The sequence below is a fragment of the Enterobacter cloacae complex sp. Mu1197 genome (genome assembly GCF_040059225.1).
In the GTDB taxonomy this organism is placed as follows: Bacteria; Pseudomonadota; Gammaproteobacteria; order Enterobacterales; family Enterobacteriaceae; genus Enterobacter; species Enterobacter quasiroggenkampii.
Genome location: NZ_CP157375.1, coordinates 1,322,774 through 1,339,297, shown reverse-complemented (window position 1 = coordinate 1,339,297; position 16,524 = coordinate 1,322,774). Strand labels below are relative to the sequence as shown.

15 protein-coding genes are annotated in these 16,524 nt (G+C 57.2%); 8 read left to right on the top strand and 7 right to left on the bottom strand.

The window, feature by feature from the left end; genetic code table 11:
- The first annotated feature begins 351 nt into the window (after positions 1-351).
- Positions 352-1,635, top strand: a complete 1,284-nt coding sequence (locus ABFV38_RS06315; protein ID WP_045909567.1) for a citrate synthase — start codon at positions 352-354, stop codon at positions 1,633-1,635.
- Between the two features lie 89 nt (positions 1,636-1,724).
- On the opposite strand, the gene nei is transcribed toward ABFV38_RS06315, so the two are convergent.
- The 7 genes from nei to ABFV38_RS06280 form a co-directional block, all read right to left on the bottom strand.
- A complete protein-coding gene (nei, locus tag ABFV38_RS06310) occupies positions 1,725-2,516 on the bottom strand; it encodes an endonuclease VIII (RefSeq protein ID WP_045909568.1) in 792 nt (263 codons plus the stop codon).
- Between the two features lie 18 nt (positions 2,517-2,534).
- Positions 2,535-3,275: a 5-oxoprolinase subunit PxpA gene (pxpA, locus tag ABFV38_RS06305; protein ID WP_348958852.1), complete on the bottom strand. Its 741-nt coding sequence runs from the start codon at positions 3,273-3,275 to the stop codon at positions 2,535-2,537.
- Positions 3,262-4,194 carry a 5-oxoprolinase subunit PxpC gene (pxpC, locus tag ABFV38_RS06300; protein ID WP_348958850.1) on the bottom strand — a complete coding sequence of 311 codons (933 nt, stop codon included), beginning with the start codon at positions 4,192-4,194 and terminating at the stop codon, positions 3,262-3,264. Before pxpC ends, pxpA begins: the two co-directional genes overlap by 14 nt.
- The gene (pxpB, locus tag ABFV38_RS06295; protein WP_045909571.1) at positions 4,188-4,844 is read right to left on the bottom strand and encodes a 5-oxoprolinase subunit PxpB; all 657 of its coding nucleotides are present in this window, start codon (positions 4,842-4,844) and stop codon (positions 4,188-4,190) included. The genes pxpC and pxpB overlap by 7 nt, the downstream gene beginning before the upstream one ends.
- A 14-nt stretch (positions 4,845-4,858) precedes the next feature.
- Positions 4,859-5,602 carry a type 2 GTP cyclohydrolase I gene (locus tag ABFV38_RS06290; RefSeq protein WP_045909572.1) on the bottom strand — a complete coding sequence of 248 codons (744 nt, stop codon included), beginning with the start codon at positions 5,600-5,602 and terminating at the stop codon, positions 4,859-4,861.
- A gap of 10 nt (positions 5,603-5,612) precedes the next feature.
- Positions 5,613-7,025 (bottom strand): deoxyribodipyrimidine photo-lyase, encoded by a 1,413-nt coding sequence (gene phrB, locus ABFV38_RS06285; RefSeq protein WP_348958848.1) that lies wholly within the window; start codon positions 7,023-7,025, stop codon positions 5,613-5,615.
- Positions 7,026-7,618: 593 nt separating this feature from the next.
- A complete protein-coding gene (locus ABFV38_RS06280) occupies positions 7,619-7,825 on the bottom strand; it encodes a YbfA family protein (protein ID WP_008501079.1) in 207 nt (68 codons plus the stop codon).
- 309 nt (positions 7,826-8,134) lie between these two features.
- Here ABFV38_RS06280 and kdpF point away from each other — a divergent pair, with 309 nt between their 5' ends.
- The 7 genes from kdpF (at position 8,135) to speFL (ending at position 16,304) form a co-directional block, all read left to right on the top strand.
- The gene (kdpF, locus tag ABFV38_RS06275; RefSeq protein ID WP_014069365.1) at positions 8,135-8,224 is read left to right on the top strand and encodes a K(+)-transporting ATPase subunit F; all 90 of its coding nucleotides are present in this window, start codon (positions 8,135-8,137) and stop codon (positions 8,222-8,224) included.
- Positions 8,224-9,903 (top strand): potassium-transporting ATPase subunit KdpA, encoded by a 1,680-nt coding sequence (gene kdpA / locus ABFV38_RS06270; protein ID WP_045909575.1) that lies wholly within the window; start codon positions 8,224-8,226, stop codon positions 9,901-9,903. The genes kdpF and kdpA overlap by 1 nt, the downstream gene beginning before the upstream one ends.
- 18 nt (positions 9,904-9,921) lie before the next feature.
- Positions 9,922-11,970, top strand: coding sequence for a potassium-transporting ATPase subunit KdpB (gene kdpB, locus ABFV38_RS06265; RefSeq protein WP_008501077.1), 2,049 nt, complete (start codon positions 9,922-9,924; stop codon positions 11,968-11,970).
- Between the two features lie 12 nt (positions 11,971-11,982).
- On the top strand, positions 11,983-12,558 hold the full coding sequence (gene kdpC, locus ABFV38_RS06260) for a potassium-transporting ATPase subunit KdpC (protein WP_348958845.1): 576 nt from the start codon (positions 11,983-11,985) through the stop codon (positions 12,556-12,558).
- The gene (gene kdpD / locus ABFV38_RS06255; RefSeq protein WP_348958843.1) at positions 12,559-15,246 is read left to right on the top strand and encodes a two-component system sensor histidine kinase KdpD; all 2,688 of its coding nucleotides are present in this window, start codon (positions 12,559-12,561) and stop codon (positions 15,244-15,246) included.
- Positions 15,243-15,920, top strand: a complete 678-nt coding sequence (kdpE, locus tag ABFV38_RS06250) for a two-component system response regulator KdpE (protein WP_008501074.1) — start codon at positions 15,243-15,245, stop codon at positions 15,918-15,920. Before kdpD ends, kdpE begins: the two co-directional genes overlap by 4 nt.
- Before the next feature lie 279 nt (positions 15,921-16,199).
- A complete protein-coding gene (gene speFL, locus ABFV38_RS06245; protein WP_003858645.1) occupies positions 16,200-16,304 on the top strand; it encodes a leader peptide SpeFL in 105 nt (34 codons plus the stop codon).
- Positions 16,305-16,524 lie beyond the last annotated feature (220 nt).

The window sequence follows — 16,524 nt, the reverse complement described above, 5'->3', positions numbered from 1 at the left end:
AAACAATATTGTTACAAACGTCATCAGAAAAGGCATATAATGCGCAAAAGTTATGAGGTCTCTCTTTCACCTGACAAATAGTTATGTAACAGTGTGATGGTATTGACCGAAGTTATCAGGACAGTTATTAGTGATATACAGGTTTGAATAATTCGGACTGCAAAAACGCTGATTTGCTGTTGTTTCACTGATATTTCATTCGTTTACCTGCAAGGCGCCATAGCTCTGTACCCTGGTTTGTCCTCGTGAGCTGAGCGGTAAGCCAAATAACAATCTGGTAACGGTGATTAACAGCTGAAAGCAAATCCGGTAAAGCGCAGTCTTAAGCATAAGGCGCTAAGGAGACCGTAAATGGCTGATACAAAGGCAACGCTCACCCTAAATGGTGACACTGCTATTGAACTGGATGTGCTAAAAGGCACGCTCGGTCAGGATGTTATTGATATCCGTACGCTGGGTTCCAAAGGGATGTTTACCTTTGACCCTGGATTTACCTCTACCGCATCTTGCGAATCCAAAATCACCTTCATTGACGGTGACGAAGGTATCCTGCTCCATCGCGGCTTCCCTATCGATCAGTTAGCCACCGAATCCAACTACCTGGAAGTGTGCTACATCCTGCTGAACGGCGAAAAACCGACGCAGGCCCAGTTCGATGAATTTAAAACCACCGTGACCCGTCACACCATGATCCATGAGCAGATTACCCGTCTGTTCCATGCGTTCCGTCGTGACTCTCACCCTATGGCGGTGATGTGCGGGATTACCGGTGCGCTGGCAGCGTTCTACCACGACTCCCTTGACGTGAATAACCCGCGTCACCGTGAAATCGCCGCTTACCGTCTGCTGTCCAAAATGCCTACCATGGCGGCGATGTGTTACAAATACTCCATCGGTCAGCCGTTTGTGTATCCGCGCAACGACCTCTCCTACGCGGGCAACTTCCTGCGCATGATGTTCTCCACGCCGTGCGAAGAGTATGAAGTGAACCCGGTTCTGGAACGCGCGATGGACCGTATTCTGATCCTGCACGCTGACCACGAACAGAACGCCTCGACCTCCACCGTCCGTACCGCAGGCTCTTCAGGCGCGAACCCGTTCGCCTGTATCGCTGCGGGCATCGCCTCCCTGTGGGGACCGGCGCACGGCGGCGCGAACGAAGCGGCACTGAAGATGCTGGAAGAGATCAGCACCGTTGAGCATATTCCTGAGTTCGTGCGTCGCGCGAAAGACAAGAATGACTCCTTCCGCCTGATGGGCTTCGGTCACCGTGTTTACAAAAACTACGACCCACGCGCCACCGTGATGCGTGAGACCTGCCACGAAGTGCTGAAAGAGCTGGGTACCAAAGATGACCTGCTGGAAGTAGCGATGGAGCTGGAACACATCGCGCTGAACGATCCGTACTTCATCGAGAAGAAACTCTACCCGAACGTCGATTTCTACTCTGGCATTATTCTGAAAGCGATGGGCATTCCGTCTTCCATGTTCACCGTCATCTTCGCGATGGCCCGTACCGTAGGCTGGATTGCGCACTGGAACGAAATGCACAGCGAAGGCATGAAGATCGCCCGTCCTCGTCAGCTGTATACCGGCTACGAGCAGCGTGATTTTAAGTCTGACCTGAAGCGCTAAAAGTTAAGCCCGGTGGCGCTACCGCTTACCGGGCCTACAAATAAATGCGAAACGTAGGCCGGGTAAGGCGTAGCCGCCACCCGGCTTTTTTACATCTGGCACCCTGGACACCAGTAAAACGGTCTGGAAGAGATCGTAGCCTTCTCAATCACGCCGCCGCACCGCTCGCACTTTTTCCCCGCCCGATGAAACACCTTGAACCGGAACAGCGCCCCGTGGTGCTTGTTTTCATCTACGATGCCGCGCGTGTTGTACGACAGCCGCGGGATGTCCAGCAGCGCGTGGGACAGCGCCTCCAGCTGTTCATCGCTCAGCTGAGAGGCTTTGTGCTGCGGCGCCAGCCCGACTTCCCAGAGGATTTCCACCCGCAGGTAGTTGCCAAGCCCGGCCAGAAACGCCTGGTCAAGAAACAGGCCGGAAAACTGCCGGTTGCGGAATGTGGGCGATAGCAGTCGGGCCTTCACATCGCTCGCCGTCAGACGCATATCCAGCACGTCCGGCCCCACTCGCTGTAGAAACGGGTGCGTGAGGAGTTGCTCCGGCGTTAACATTTCGATATCAGAGGCGCTATAGAGCAGGATCGCCTTATCGGCCGTTTGCAGCCTGACGCGCAGCACGCGGGTAGTCTGCGGCTGTTCACCCGCCTCCACCACTCGCCAGACGCCGTAAAGCTGGTTATGGCTATATAACGTCAGGTTATGGGAAAAATGCGTGAGCAGCGCTTTGCCGCGCGTTTCAATATGCGTTACCGACTGCCCTACCAGCTGTGATTCAAACGGTTTCAGTTGAGGAAAAGCAAACCAGACCTCCGTCAGGGGTTTGCCCTTTATCGCCGCCTCGAGGCTATCCGCCGCGCGGCGGATCTCCGGGCCTTCTGGCATTTTTCTGTCCTTTCATGATTAGTCTGCGCTGACAAGAATGCCCTCTTCAGAGAACGCTGCCCGCAAGCGGCGCGCGAACTGGAGCGCATGCTCGCCATCACCATGTAAACATACCGTATCAGCCTGAACGTGCGCCGTTGTGCCATCCACGGCGGTCACTCGCCCGGCGCGCACCATCTCCAGCGTCTGCGCCAGCGCTTGACCTTCGTCCGTTATCAACGCACCAGCTTGCGTACGCGGTACAAGACTGCCATCGGGTTGATAACCCCGGTCGGCAAAGACCTCCTGCCGCGTGGTTAACCCCAGACGCTGGCCGGCGCGAATAAGCTCGCTGCCTGCCAGCCCCACAAGGATCAGCTGCGGGTTGCAATCGCGTACCGCGCGGGCAATCACCTCCGCCAGCGCCGGATCTTTTGCCGCCTGGTTATAGAGCATGCCGTGCGGCTTCACGTGGCGCAGCACGCCCTTCCCGGCGCGAACCATCGCCTCCAGCGCGCCAATCTGGTAGAGCACCTGAGCGTAGACCGTCTCAGGCGGCAGGTCCATCGCGGTGCGGCCAAAGTTTTCCCGGTCAGGGAAGCTCGGGTGAGCGCCAATCGCCACGCCATTTTTGATGGCATAACGCACGCTCTCTAGCATGGTTTGCGCATCGCCTGCGTGAAAGCCGCAGGCGATATTGACCGAGGAGACCAGCGTCATCAGCGCCGCATCGGCGCTGCCGCCCTCGCCCAGATCGGCATTCAAATCAATCTTTACCATCGAGCCTCCACGCCAGCTGTTCGAGATAGCGCTGCTGATCCTGCCGCGCCTTTAGCGCCTCCTCCAGCGAACACTGCACGAAGTGAATCGGCTGTCCGAGGGGAATTTGCGCCAGATGGTAGCGATCGGCTTCAATGATGCAGGCAATTCGCGGATAACCGCCCGTCGTCTGCGCGTCGTTCATTAACACAATCGGTTGCCCGTTGCCCGGCACCTGAATAACCCCAGGCAGTAAACCGTGGGAAAGCAGTTCCCTGTCGGTCGTCCGGATCAGCGGCTGCCCCTGCAGGCGGTATCCCATACGGTTACTCTGCGGACTGAGCTTCCACGGCGAGCGCCAGAAGGACTCTTTGGAGGCCTCGTCGAACTCATGATATTCCGGCCCCGGTAAGGCGCGGATCTGGTTTCCCCAGAGAAGTTGTTTCACCCCCTGCGCCGTCGAAAAGTGACGCGAGGAGGGCTTAATCGCCAGGCGATCGCCATCGCGCAACAAACGTCCTTCGTGACCACCAACCCCGGCTTTCTGATCGGTACTGGATGAGCCCAGCACCACAGGCACATCAATGCCGCCAGCCACCGCGAGATAGCTACGCACGCCGTGCAAAGGACGCTTTAAGGTCAGACGCTGTCCGGCTTTCGCCCGCAGACGCCAGCCGGTCCACACCGCTTTGCCGTCCAGCGTGGCATCACAGCCTGCGCCGGTGAGTGCGAACCACGTCTCCTGACCAAACTCAATGACACACTGGCCGAGCGTAATTTCGAGCGCCGCCGTGCTGCCGGGGTTGCCCACCAGCACGTTAGCGATTTCCAGCGCAGGACGGTCCAGCGCGCCACAATAGCTCACGCCCGACTGGCGCATGCCAAAGCGGCCGGCATCCTGTACGGAGGTATAAAGCCCGGCGCGAATAAGCGTTAACATACCCCCTCCTTCTGCGGGATAAAGCGAAGGGTATCGCCCGGGCGCAGGAGTATTGGCGACGCCAGCCCGGGGTCAAATAACGGGGTGGCGGTATGCCCAATAAGCTGCCAACCACCGGGCGAAGTCAGCGGATAGACGCCGGTCTGCTCGCCACCAATCGCGACCGTCCCCGCCGGTACGCTCAGGCGCGGTTCAGCGCGGCGCGGCGTATGCAGCCGGGGAGATAATCCCCCCAGATACGGGAATCCGGGCTGGAATCCCAGGAACCAGACGACGTAATCCACCGAACTGTGCAACTCAACAACCTGCTTTTCGGTGAGTCCGCAATGGTCTGCGACCACACCAAGATCCGGTCCCCCCGTACCGCCATAAACGACCGGGATCTCAATGGCACGCGATTCCGGCTCCAGCGCCTCGCTCTCTTCCCACCAGCGCTGTAAACGTTCAATGGCATCCAGTGCCAGCGTATGCGGACTACGCAGCACCACCGTGATGTTATTCATCCCCGGAATGGCTTCAACCACGTCCGGCAGTTCGACCAGACGCTGGGTTAGCCGCCAGATACGCTTTTGCGTGGCAAGGGTTACCGGCGGCTCGAGCTCCAGAACCACTGCCGTTTCTCCCAGAAGATAACAACGCGCTCGCTGCACTCAGGCACCTCTCATCAGGCCGGATTAGGGATATCAATAAAGGTTACATCCAGATCGGTATTTTCCGTCAGCCACTCGCTGAGGGCACGAATACCGCCGCGCTCGGTGGCATGATGCCCGGCCGCGTAGAAATGCAGCCCCTGTTCACGTGCCGAATGAATGGTCTGCTCGGAAACCTCGCCGGTGATAAAAGCATCGACACCGAAGCGCGCGGCGCTGTCGATAAAGCCCTGCCCGCCTCCGGTGCACCAGGCAACACGCTTCACCGTATCCGGACCGGTATCGCCGCTCCACAGCGGACGACGCCCCAGGCGCGCTTCAATCCACGAGGCCAGCTCCAGTCCGGGAACCGGCATCGCCAGCTCGCCCCACGGCACCAGCGGCTCAATTTCGCCCATTACGGTGATCCCCAACAGTCGGGCAAGCTGAACGTTGTTGCCAAGCTCCGGGTGCGCGTCCAGCGGCAGGTGGTAACCGTACAGGTTGATGTCATTTGCCAGCAACGTTTTCAGGCGGTTGCGCTTCATGCCGCGAATAATCGGTGATTCGTTTTTCCAGAAGTAACCGTGATGGACAATCACCGCATCGGCTTCCTGACGGACAGCCTCGTCCAGCAGCGCCTGGCTTGCCGTGACGCCGGTGATAATTTTCTGCACCGTTTCGCGCCCTTCTACCTGCAGGCCATTTGGACCGTAGTCGCTAAAGGAGGCGGTATTGAGTTTTTCGTTAATCAGGCGTTCCAGTTCGCTGTTTTTCATCATCACTCTCTTATGCTTTGCGGGCCGCTTCGTACGCTGCCAGCGTGGCGACACGCGCCTGTTTATGGTCAACGATCGGACGGGGATAATTCAGTTTTACACGCTGTTTATCCGCCCATGCCCACGGTTCGTGGATCGCTTTAGCCGGTATCTCTTTTAGTTCAGGGAGCCAGCGGCGGATAAACTCGCCGTTCTCATCAAATTTTTGTCCCTGAGTGGTTGGATTAAAAATCCGGAAATAGGGAGCCGCATCGGTGCCCGTAGAAGCCGCCCACTGCCAGCCGCCGTTATTCGCGGCGAGATCGCCGTCGATCAGCTGAGAAATAAAATAGCGCTCTCCGATACGCCAGTCGATAAGCAGATCCTTCACCAGAAAACTCGCGGTAATCATTCGCAGGCGGTTGTGCATCCACCCCGTCTCATTGAGCTGACGCATCGCGGCATCAACAATCGGATAGCCCGTCGCCCCTTTTTTCCAGGCCTGTAAAAGTGCCTCATCATGCTGCCATTTTACGTTGTCGGTCCAGGGAATGAACGGACGATGCTTACAGAGATCGGGATGATACGTCATCAGATGGCGGTAGAACTCACGCCAGATAAGCTCGTTCAGCCAGACAGAACCGGTGCCCCCATCCAGCGCCTGCGGCTGCTCGGCCAGAAGGCGGTGTAAACACTGGCGAGGAGAGATCGCGCCCAGCGCCAGACAGGCCGACAGGCGGCTGGTGCCCTCGATGGCCGGAAAATCCCGCCGCGCGTCGTAGTTGGCCGCGTCCTGTTTGCAGAACTGGCGGAGCTGCGCGATGGCCGCTTTTTCATCGGCGGGGAACAGCGCTTTGTCAAACGGCTCCTGTGGGTAATCGAACGTCAGTTCAGGCAGGTCCTTTATGGCTTCGCCTCTCACGGCAGGCGCGGCAACGCACTCCGGCAACGCCTCCTTCAGACGCTTGATAAAGGCATTTTTAAACGGAGTGAAAACTTTATACATCTCACGGTTGCCGGTCATCACGCTGCCCGGCGCCAGCATCACGCTGTCATCAAATCCTTCACAGACCACATCTTCCAGTATCTTCTCCAGCTGACGGTCGCGCTGCTGCTCGTTGAATTCGTACTGATAATTGTAAAAAAGATGCGTGACGTTGTGTTGCTTACAGGTCTCCTGCACCGTCTGCAGCTGTGCGGCAAAATCACTTACCTCTTTATAAATCAGCGGTATGCCTTTTCCGGCAAGCGAATGCTGCAGATCGGTCAGATACGCACGCAGCAAGGCCGCCTGGCGTGGCGCCATATCATGCTGCCGCCACTGCTCGGGCGTAGCCACAAACAGAGCCAGTACGTTAGCGTCTTTGGCGCGGCAGGCCGCCGCCAGGGCGATGTTGTCATGTACGCGCAGGTCCGCGCGAAACCAAACCAGATGGGTGGGCATAAAACTCCAGGCAAATATCCATTATGTCCGTAAGGGCATGCCGTAAAAGGAAAAAGCATGCATTGAACTACTTTGCCATGAAGTGTAGACGGGATGAAATAAAAAAGGCCGCCCAAGGCGGCCTTAACGCTACTTGTCCTGCGCTATCGTGGTAAATGCAACAAACCCGATCGGTTCATCACTTTTGACAACGAGTACGCTGGCGACAATGAACGCGATGCAAAAATAGCGTTTCATTATGCGGTCCCTGCTGCTAACCGCTCCACCGTTCACCACCGGTGATAAGTCGGTGGACACAAGCTCTGACGAGAGCCTGACTTACGGTTGTGGTCACGCCTTTCCCGGGACCGGTGCCCATGTGCGAGATGGCGGAAAGGGACGCTGCATAGTAGTTGGCCCTGGCGTAAAACGTAATCCACCGAAAAGGTTTTTGAGAATATATTTAGGGAGTTGCAGTTTGATTACTTAAGGACCCGAGATATTCTTTTAAGCCTCTGACGAGGGCTTGAAAACCACCCAACGGACCGCGAATCCGGAGGGACAAAAAAACCGCCACATTGCTGTTGGCGGTTTTTTTATTGCTGTGTGTAGTCTTAGTAGAAATCGCAGGTCGCTTTCTCGGCCTGATCCATCCATACCGGCTTCTCGCTGGTTTTCGCCCAGACGCGGTGCAGATAGCTATAAAAACGTGCACGATCTTTCCAGAACAGCATCACCGGCAGAGCCAGCACGCCAGCCACTACGGCGAAAGCGCGGCGCATGAACACGATATGAGCCGGAAACTCTTTATAAAGATCCATATTTTTCTCCCCTATAGTTGGCCGGAAACGTCATCCGGAAAATTCAAAATCTGTGACCTGGCTAAAATAATATCGCTTTGTTTGTAATTTTACTACTCATCCGACCACTTATTTTCGCCCGTTTAGCCAAAATTTACATTCACGCCGTAATTAAGTTACAAAAAAGTTAACGATTTACTTATCAATAGTTAAATTGTGGACTTTGCCATTTTTATACTTTTTTTACACCCACCCTTCTCATTTTTGCGAAATCTTTGCGCCATAAATCCTACCGTTAGCACAACAACAAAAGTCACCCGGAGGTGGATTGTGAGTGCAGGTCTTATTGCCGGTATCGTGCTGGTGTTCCTGTTATTGGGTTATCTGGTTTATGCCCTGATTAATGCGGAGGCATTCTGATGGCTGCTCAGGCGTTTTTGCTTATTGCCAGTTTCTTAGTGGTGTTGTTCGTCCTGGCAAGGCCACTGGGCTCGGGGCTGGCACGGCTCATCAATAACGTTCCCCTGCCCGGCACGGGAAGCGTTGAAAAAGGGATCTGGCGTGTACTGGGTGTAGACGATCGGGAGATGAACTGGCGTGACTATCTGATCGCCATTCTGCTGCTGAACATTGTCGGACTCATTGCGCTTTTTGCCATGCTGATGTTGCAGGGTATCCTGCCGCTGAATCCGCAACAATTACCGGGCCTGTCGTGGCATCTTGCGCTGAACACGGCAGTCAGTTTTGTCACCAACACCAACTGGCAGTCCTATTCCGGTGAAACCACGCTCAGCTACTTCAGCCAGATGGTCGGATTAACTGTGCAGAACTTCCTCTCTGCCGCCAGCGGTATTGCGGTGATCTTCGCGCTGACGCGTGCGTTTGCACGTCAGAAAGTGAGTACGTTAGGTAACGCATGGGTAGACCTGACGCGCATTACGCTGTGGATCCTGCTGCCGATTGCGCTGCTGATCGCGCTGTTCTTCATACAGCAGGGCAGCCTGCAAAACCTGCTGCCTTACGCACCTTATACCTCGCTGGAAGGCGCAAAACAGCTCCTGCCGATGGGGCCAGTGGCGTCGCAGGAAGCCATCAAAATGCTCGGGACGAACGGTGGCGGCTTCTTCAACGCCAACTCCTCGCACCCGTTTGAAAACCCTACCGCCCTGACCAATTTTGTGCAGATGCTGGCGATTTTCCTGATCCCCGCCGCGCTCTGCTTTGCCTTTGGCGACGTGGTTAACGATCGCCGTCAGGGGCGCACCCTGCTCTGGACCATGTCGCTTATCTTCGTGGTCTGTGTTGCGCTGGTGATGTGGGCCGAATGGCAGGGTAATCCGCACTTCCTCTCACTCGGGGCCGATAGTGCAATCAATATGGAAGGTAAAGAGAGCCGCTTTGGCATTCTTGCCAGCAGCCTGTATGCGGTGGTCACCACGGCTGCCTCGTGCGGGGCCGTCAACGCCATGCACGATTCCTTTACGGCGCTGGGTGGCATGATCCCGATGTGGCTGATGCAGATTGGCGAGGTGGTGTTTGGCGGCGTAGGCTCTGGTCTTTACGGCATGCTGCTGTTCGTGCTGCTGGCGGTGTTTATTGCCGGTCTGATGATTGGCCGCACCCCGGAATATCTGGGTAAAAAAATCGACGTTCGCGAGATGAAATTAACCGCGCTGGCGATTCTGGTCACCCCGGCGCTTGTGCTGCTCGGCACCGCGCTGGCGCTGATGACCGAGGCCGGACGCAGCGGCATCTTTAACCCCGGCATTCACGGTTTTAGTGAAGTGCTGTATGCCGTCTCCTCTGCCGCCAACAACAACGGCAGCGCCTTTGCAGGCTTAAGCGCCAACTCTCCGTTCTGGAACTGTCTGCTGGCGTTCTGCATGTTCGTGGGCCGCTTCGGGATCATTGTGCCGGTTATGGCGATAGCCGGATCGCTGGTGAACAAAAAAATCCAACCGACCACCACCGGGACATTACCGACCCACGGCGCGCTGTTTATCGGCCTGCTGACGGGCACCGTGTTGCTGGTCGGCGCCCTGACCTTTATCCCCGCCCTCGCGTTAGGCCCGGTCGCGGAATACCTCTCTTTACGCTGATTTTGCGGAGAAATTGTCATGAGTCGTAAACAACTGGCCCTGTTCGAACCGTCATTAGTTCGCCAGGCGCTCATGGATGCGGTGAAAAAGCTGAGCCCGCGCGTGCAGTGGCACAACCCGGTGATGTTTATCGTCTGGGCGGGAAGCGTCCTGACCACCGCCCTGGCGATTGCCATGGGAACGGGCCATATGCCGGGAAATGCGATGTTTACCGGCGCCATCAGCCTGTGGCTGTGGTTTACCGTGCTGTTCGCCAACTTTGCAGAAGCGCTGGCGGAAGGCCGGAGTAAAGCCCAGGCCAACAGCCTGAAAGGGGTGAAAAAAACCGCCTTCGCGCGCAAGTTACGTGAGCCGAAATACGGTGCCCAGATGGACCACGTTCCGGCGGATGAACTGCGTAAAGGCGATGTGGTGCTGGTGGAAGCCGGTGACATCATCCCTTGCGACGGCGAAGTCATTGAAGGGGGCGCATCGGTGGATGAAAGCGCCATCACCGGCGAATCCGCGCCGGTGATCCGTGAGTCCGGCGGCGATTTCGCCTCCGTGACGGGCGGGACGCGCATTCTCTCCGACTGGCTGGTGATCCAGTGCAGCGTTAACCCGGGTGAAACCTTCCTCGACCGGATGATCGCCATGGTGGAAGGCGCACAGCGCCGGAAAACACCAAACGAGATTGCCCTGACCATCCTGCTGGTGGCCCTGACCATTGTCTTCCTGCTGGCAACCGCCACGCTGTGGCCGTTCTCCGCCTATGGCGGTACCGCAGTCACCGTCACGGTGCTGGTGGCGCTGCTGGTTTGTCTGATCCCTACCACCATCGGCGGCCTGCTGTCGGCCATCGGCGTGGCTGGCATGAGCCGTATGCTCGGTGCCAACGTCATCGCCACCAGCGGGCGTGCCGTAGAAGCCGCCGGTGACGTGGATGTATTGCTGCTGGATAAAACCGGCACCATTACCCTCGGTAACCGCCAGGCGTCTGATTTCTTACCCGCCCCGGGCGTGGATGAAAAAACGCTGGCGGATGCCGCCCAGCTCTCATCCCTTGCCGATGAAACCCCGGAAGGCCGCAGTATTGTGATCCTCGCCAAGCAGCGCTTTAACCTGCGCCAGCGCGACGTTCAGAGCCTGCACGCCACGTTCGTGCCCTTCACGGCGCAAACCCGCATGAGCGGCATTAACATTCAGGATCGCATGATCCGTAAAGGTTCGGTTGACGCGATTCGCCGCCACATTGAGGCCAACAATGGTCACTTCCCGCCTGAAGTGGACAGTCTGGTCGAAAGCGTGGCCCGTCAGGGAGCGACGCCGCTGGTGGTGGCCGAAGGCGCTCGCGTGCTCGGGGTGATTGCGCTGAAGGATATCGTCAAAGGCGGCATCAAGGAGCGCTTCGCCCAGCTGCGTAAGATGGGGATCAAAACGGTGATGATCACCGGGGATAACCGTCTTACCGCCGCGGCGATTGCCGCCGAAGCGGGCGTGGATGATTTCCTTTCTGAAGCCACCCCGGAAGCCAAGCTGGCACTGATTCGTCAGTATCAGGCGGAAGGCCGTCTGGTGGCGATGACCGGCGACGGGACCAACGATGCCCCTGCCCTCGCACAGGCCGACGTGGCGGTGGCAATGAACTCCGGTACCCAGGCAGCAAAAGAGGCGGGCAACATGGTCGACCTCGACTCTAACCCGACCAAGCTGATTGAGGTGGTGCACATCGGCAAGCAGATGCTGATGACGCGCGGGTCGCTGACCACGTTCAGCATCGCCAACGACGTGGCGAAGTATTTCGCCATCATTCCGGCCGCGTTTGCCGCGACCTATCCGCAATTAAACGCGTTGAACGTGATGCACCTGCACTCTCCAGCCTCGGCGATTCTGAGCGCAGTCATCTTTAACGCCCTGATTATTGTCTTCCTGATCCCGCTGGCGCTGAAGGGCGTGAGCTACAAGCCGCTCACGGCGGCCGCCATGCTGCGCCGTAACCTGTGGATTTATGGCCTGGGCGGGCTGGTGGTGCCCTTCGTCGGTATCAAGGTTATCGACCTGCTGTTGACGCTGTTCGGCCTGGTTTAAAAGGTGAATCAAATGACCATGTTACGCCCCGCTATACTTCTGTTTATTCTGCTGTCTCTCATTACCGGCGGGCTGTACCCGCTGGTGACCACCGCGCTGGGTCAGTGGTGGTTTAAGGATCAGGCTAACGGCTCGCTGATACTGCAAAAAGGTGAAAACCGCGGCTCTCGCCTGATTGGTCAGAACTTTACGGATGCCCGCTACTTCCAGGGACGCCCTTCCGCCACTGCCGAAAGCCCGTATAATCCGATGGCATCCGGCGGCAGCAACCTGGCGGGCAGCAACCCTGAACTGGACAAAGCCGTCACGGAGCGCGTAGCAGCCCTGCGCGCCGCAAATCCACAGGCCAGCCGTGACGTTCCCGTGGAGCTGGTGACCGCCTCGGCCAGCGGGCTGGACTACAGCCTGACGCCGGCAGCGGTGGCATGGCAGATCCCGCGCGTTGCTGCTGCCCGTCAGCTGACCATCGAACAGGTGAGCAGGCTTGTGGCAGAGCACACGCAAAAGCCGCTGGTCAGCTTCATCGGCATGCCTGTGGTAAATATTGTTGAGCTGAATCTGGCGCTGGACGCGCTAAGGAAAAACTAAATGACCGACGAGCCCATGCGCCCGGATCCGGACAGGCTGCTCGAACAAGCAACTGAAGCCCATCGCGGCAAACTGAAAATTTTCTTCGGCGCCTGCGCGGGCGTCGGGAAAACCTTCGCCATGTTGACGGAAGCCCAGCGGCTTCGGGCGCAGGGGCTCGATATTCTGATCGGCGTGGTTGAAACCCACGGACGTAAAGAGACAGCATCACTGCTGAAGGGGCTGGCTACCCAGCCGCCCCGCCGCATCAGCCATCGCGGTCGGTTAGTCACTGAATTCGATCTCGATGCCGCCCTCGCCCGCCGTCCCGCGCTTATCCTGATGGACGAGCTGGCGCACAGCAATGCGCCTGGCTCACGCCATCCAAAACGCTGGCAGGATGTTGAAGAATTACTTGAAGCCGGTATCGATGTGTTCACCACGGTTAACGTTCAGCATCTCGAAAGCCTGAACGATGTGGTCAGCGGCGTGACCGGCATTCAGGTGCGCGAGACGGTGCCCGACCCCTTCTTTGATTCCGCGGACGAGGTGGTACTGGTCGACCTGCCGCCCGATGATTTGCGCCAGCGCCTGCACGAAGGCAAAGTGTATATCGCCGGCCAGGCCGAGCGCGCCATCGAACATTTCTTCCGCAAAGGCAACCTGATTGCCCTGCGCGAGCTGGCCCTGCGCCGAACCGCCGACCGGGTGGACGATCAGATGCGCGCCTGGCGGGACCTGCAGGGCCAGGAACGCGTCTGGCACACGCGGGATGCCATCCTGCTGTGTGTCGGTCATGGCAGCGGCAACGAAAAACTTGTCCGCACCGCCGCGCGTCTGGCGGCCAAATTTGGCAGCGTCTGGCATGCGGTGTATGTCGAAACGCCGCAACTGCACGCGCTGCCCGAAAACCAGCGTCGTGCGATCCTGAGTTCGCTGCGCCTGGCGCAGGAGCTGGGCGCGGAAACCGCCACCCTTTCCGATCCGCAGGAAGATAAAGCGATTCTGCGCTACGCGCGCGAGCATAACCTGGGGAAAATCGTCATCGGCCGTCGCCAGCATCGCCGCTGGTTTAGCCGCGAATCCTTTGCCGACAAGCTGGCCCGTCGTGCGCCGGATCTGGATCTGGTGATCGTGGCGCTGGATGACAAACCTACCCCCTTACCCAATCGCGCGCCGGACAGCCGCACCTTCAGCGACAAATGGCGCATTCAGCTTCGCGGCTGTCTTGTCGCCGTCGTGCTCTGCGCCCTGATTACCGTGATTGCCAGCCAGTGGCTGATTGCGTTTGATGCCGCCAACCTGGTGATGATCTACCTCCTGGGCGTGGTGGTGGTGGCGCTCTTTTACGGGCGCTGGCCGTCGGTCCTGGCGACGGTTGTTAACGTCATCAGCTTCGATCTGTTCTTCATTGCCCCCCGCGGGACGCTGGCCGTCTCGGACGTACAGTACATCCTCACCTTCGCGGTTATGCTCACCGTCGGGCTGGTGATCGGGAATCTGACGGCGGGCGTGCGCTATCAGGCGCGCATCGCCCGCTATCGCGAACAGCGCACGCGCCATCTTTATGAGATGTCGAAATCGCTGGCGGTGGGCCGCACGCCGCTGGATATCGTGCAGACCAGCGAGCAGTTTATCCGCTCGACCTTTCATGCCAGCAACCTGATTTTGCTCCCGGACGAACACGGCAAGCTGCGCCCGCTGACCTCGGCTACCGGCATGACGCCCTGGGACGAAGCCATCGCGCGCTGGAGCTTTGACAAAGGCTTACCGGCGGGCGCAGGGACCGACACCCTCCCCGGCGTGCCCTATCAAATTCTGCCGCTGCGCAGTGCCGATAAAAATCAGGGGCTGGTCATCGTGGAGCCTTCCAACCTGCGCCAGCTGATGATCCCCGAACAGCAGCGACTGCTGGAGACCTTTACCCTACTGGTGGCCAGCGCGCTGGAACGACTGGCCCTCACCGCCAGCGAGGAACAGGCCCGTCTGGCGAGCGAGCGTGAAAGCATTCGTAACTCGCTGCTGGCGGCGCTGTCTCACGATCTGCGTACCCCGCTCACCGTCCTGTTTGGTCAGTCAGAAATTCTGACGCTGGACCTGGCGGCGGAAGGCTCTAAACATGCCCTTCAGGCCAGCGAGATCCGCCAGCACGTGCTGAATACCACGCGCCTGGTGAATAACCTGCTCGACATGGCGCGTATCCAGTCGGGCGGTTTTAACCTCAAAAAAGAGTGGCTCACGCTGGAAGAGGTGGTGGGCAGCGCGCTGAAAATGCTCGAGCCGGGCCTGGGCGGGCGACATATTGCGCTGAACATGCCCGAGCCCCTGACCTTAATTCACGTTGATGGGCCCCTATTCGAGCGGGTGCTGATCAACCTGCTGGAAAATGCCGCCAAATATGCGGGTGCCAGTGCTCAGATTGGGGTGGATGCGACAGTGGAAGATGGCACGCTTCGCCTTGACGTCTGGGATACCGGCCCCGGCATTCCAGCCGGGCAGGAGTTGGCTATTTTCGAGAAATTCGCACGCGGCAATAAGGAGTCGGCCATTCCGGGCGTGGGGCTGGGGCTGGCAATATGTCAGGCGATCATTGACGTCCACGGCGGGGCCATTTCCGCAGAGAATCGTCCCGAAGGCGGCGCACGTTTTTGTGTTACACTTCCTCTGGAAACCCCGCCAGAACTTAATGAATTACCAGAGGATTTGTGATCAACGTTCTGATTGTTGAAGATGAGATCGCCATTAGCCGTTTTCTGCGCGCTGCGCTGGAAGGAGACGGTCTACGCGTCCATGATGCGGGTACGCTTCAGCGGGGTTTAATTGAAGCCGCCACCCGCAAGCCGGACCTGGTGATCCTCGATCTTGGACTCCCGGACGGCGACGGCATCGATTTTATTCGTGAAGTCCGGCAGTGGAGCCAGATGCCGATCCTCGTGCTCTCCGCCCGTACTGAAGAGACGGATAAAATCGCCGCGCTGGATGCCGGGGCGGATGACTATCTGATTAAACCGTTTGGTATCGGCGAGCTACAGGCTCGCCTTCGCGTGGCGCTGCGTCGCCACAGCGCCACCACGCCTGCCGATCCAACCTACACGTTTGGGGATATCCGGGTTGACCTGGCCGCGCGGCGCATTGTGCGCGGCGAAGAGGAAATTCACCTCACGCCCATTGAATTTCGCCTGCTCGCCGTGCTGCTTAACAATCACGGCAAGGTTCTCACCCAGCGCCAGCTGCTAAGTCAGGTGTGGGGACCCAACGCCGTGGAACATAGTCACTATTTACGCATATATATGGGACACCTTCGTCAGAAACTCGAAGTCGACCCCGCTCGCCCTCGCCATTTATTAACTGAAACCGGTATCGGTTATCGGTTTATGCTCTGAATAACTATTCATTTTATTTTTAAATAGAATCTAAACCTCTCAGAAAATATGTCAAAAATAATCCAGTTAGTGTTTATTCGGATTATTCACGCCCTTTTAAAACATTGATAAAACGTCCTGTTAACTCATCGATAACAAATCAGAGTTTTGATCTGCGATATTCATCAAAAACGACTATTTATTTCTAAAATGATCGGTTAACGGTGATCTTCTTCACAGTTAATCGCCTTTTCCTGGATAAAATGACCGTGCTTTCAATTACTGAAAGGAAAATGAATCATGGAAAACAACAATCGTTTAATGCCCCATATAAGGCGGACAACACATATCATGATGTTTGCCCACCGAAACTGCTTTGACTTTCATCTCTTTAATGCCCGGTAGTCCTTCGACTTCTGGCGCACTCGCTTACAGGTTACCCTGAAACATCTTATTTTACAGGCTATTGCCTGTGAACTCGTGCGCTCATTCATTTTAATTCAGACTCATCCGCACCGGGCGGACTGAATTTCAATCATCAAAAAAGCAATGTACTGATTTTAATCAGCGGCCACCTTTTGCTTTTTTTCCGGAAAATTATCGATTTCTTTCTTGCAAGAAATCG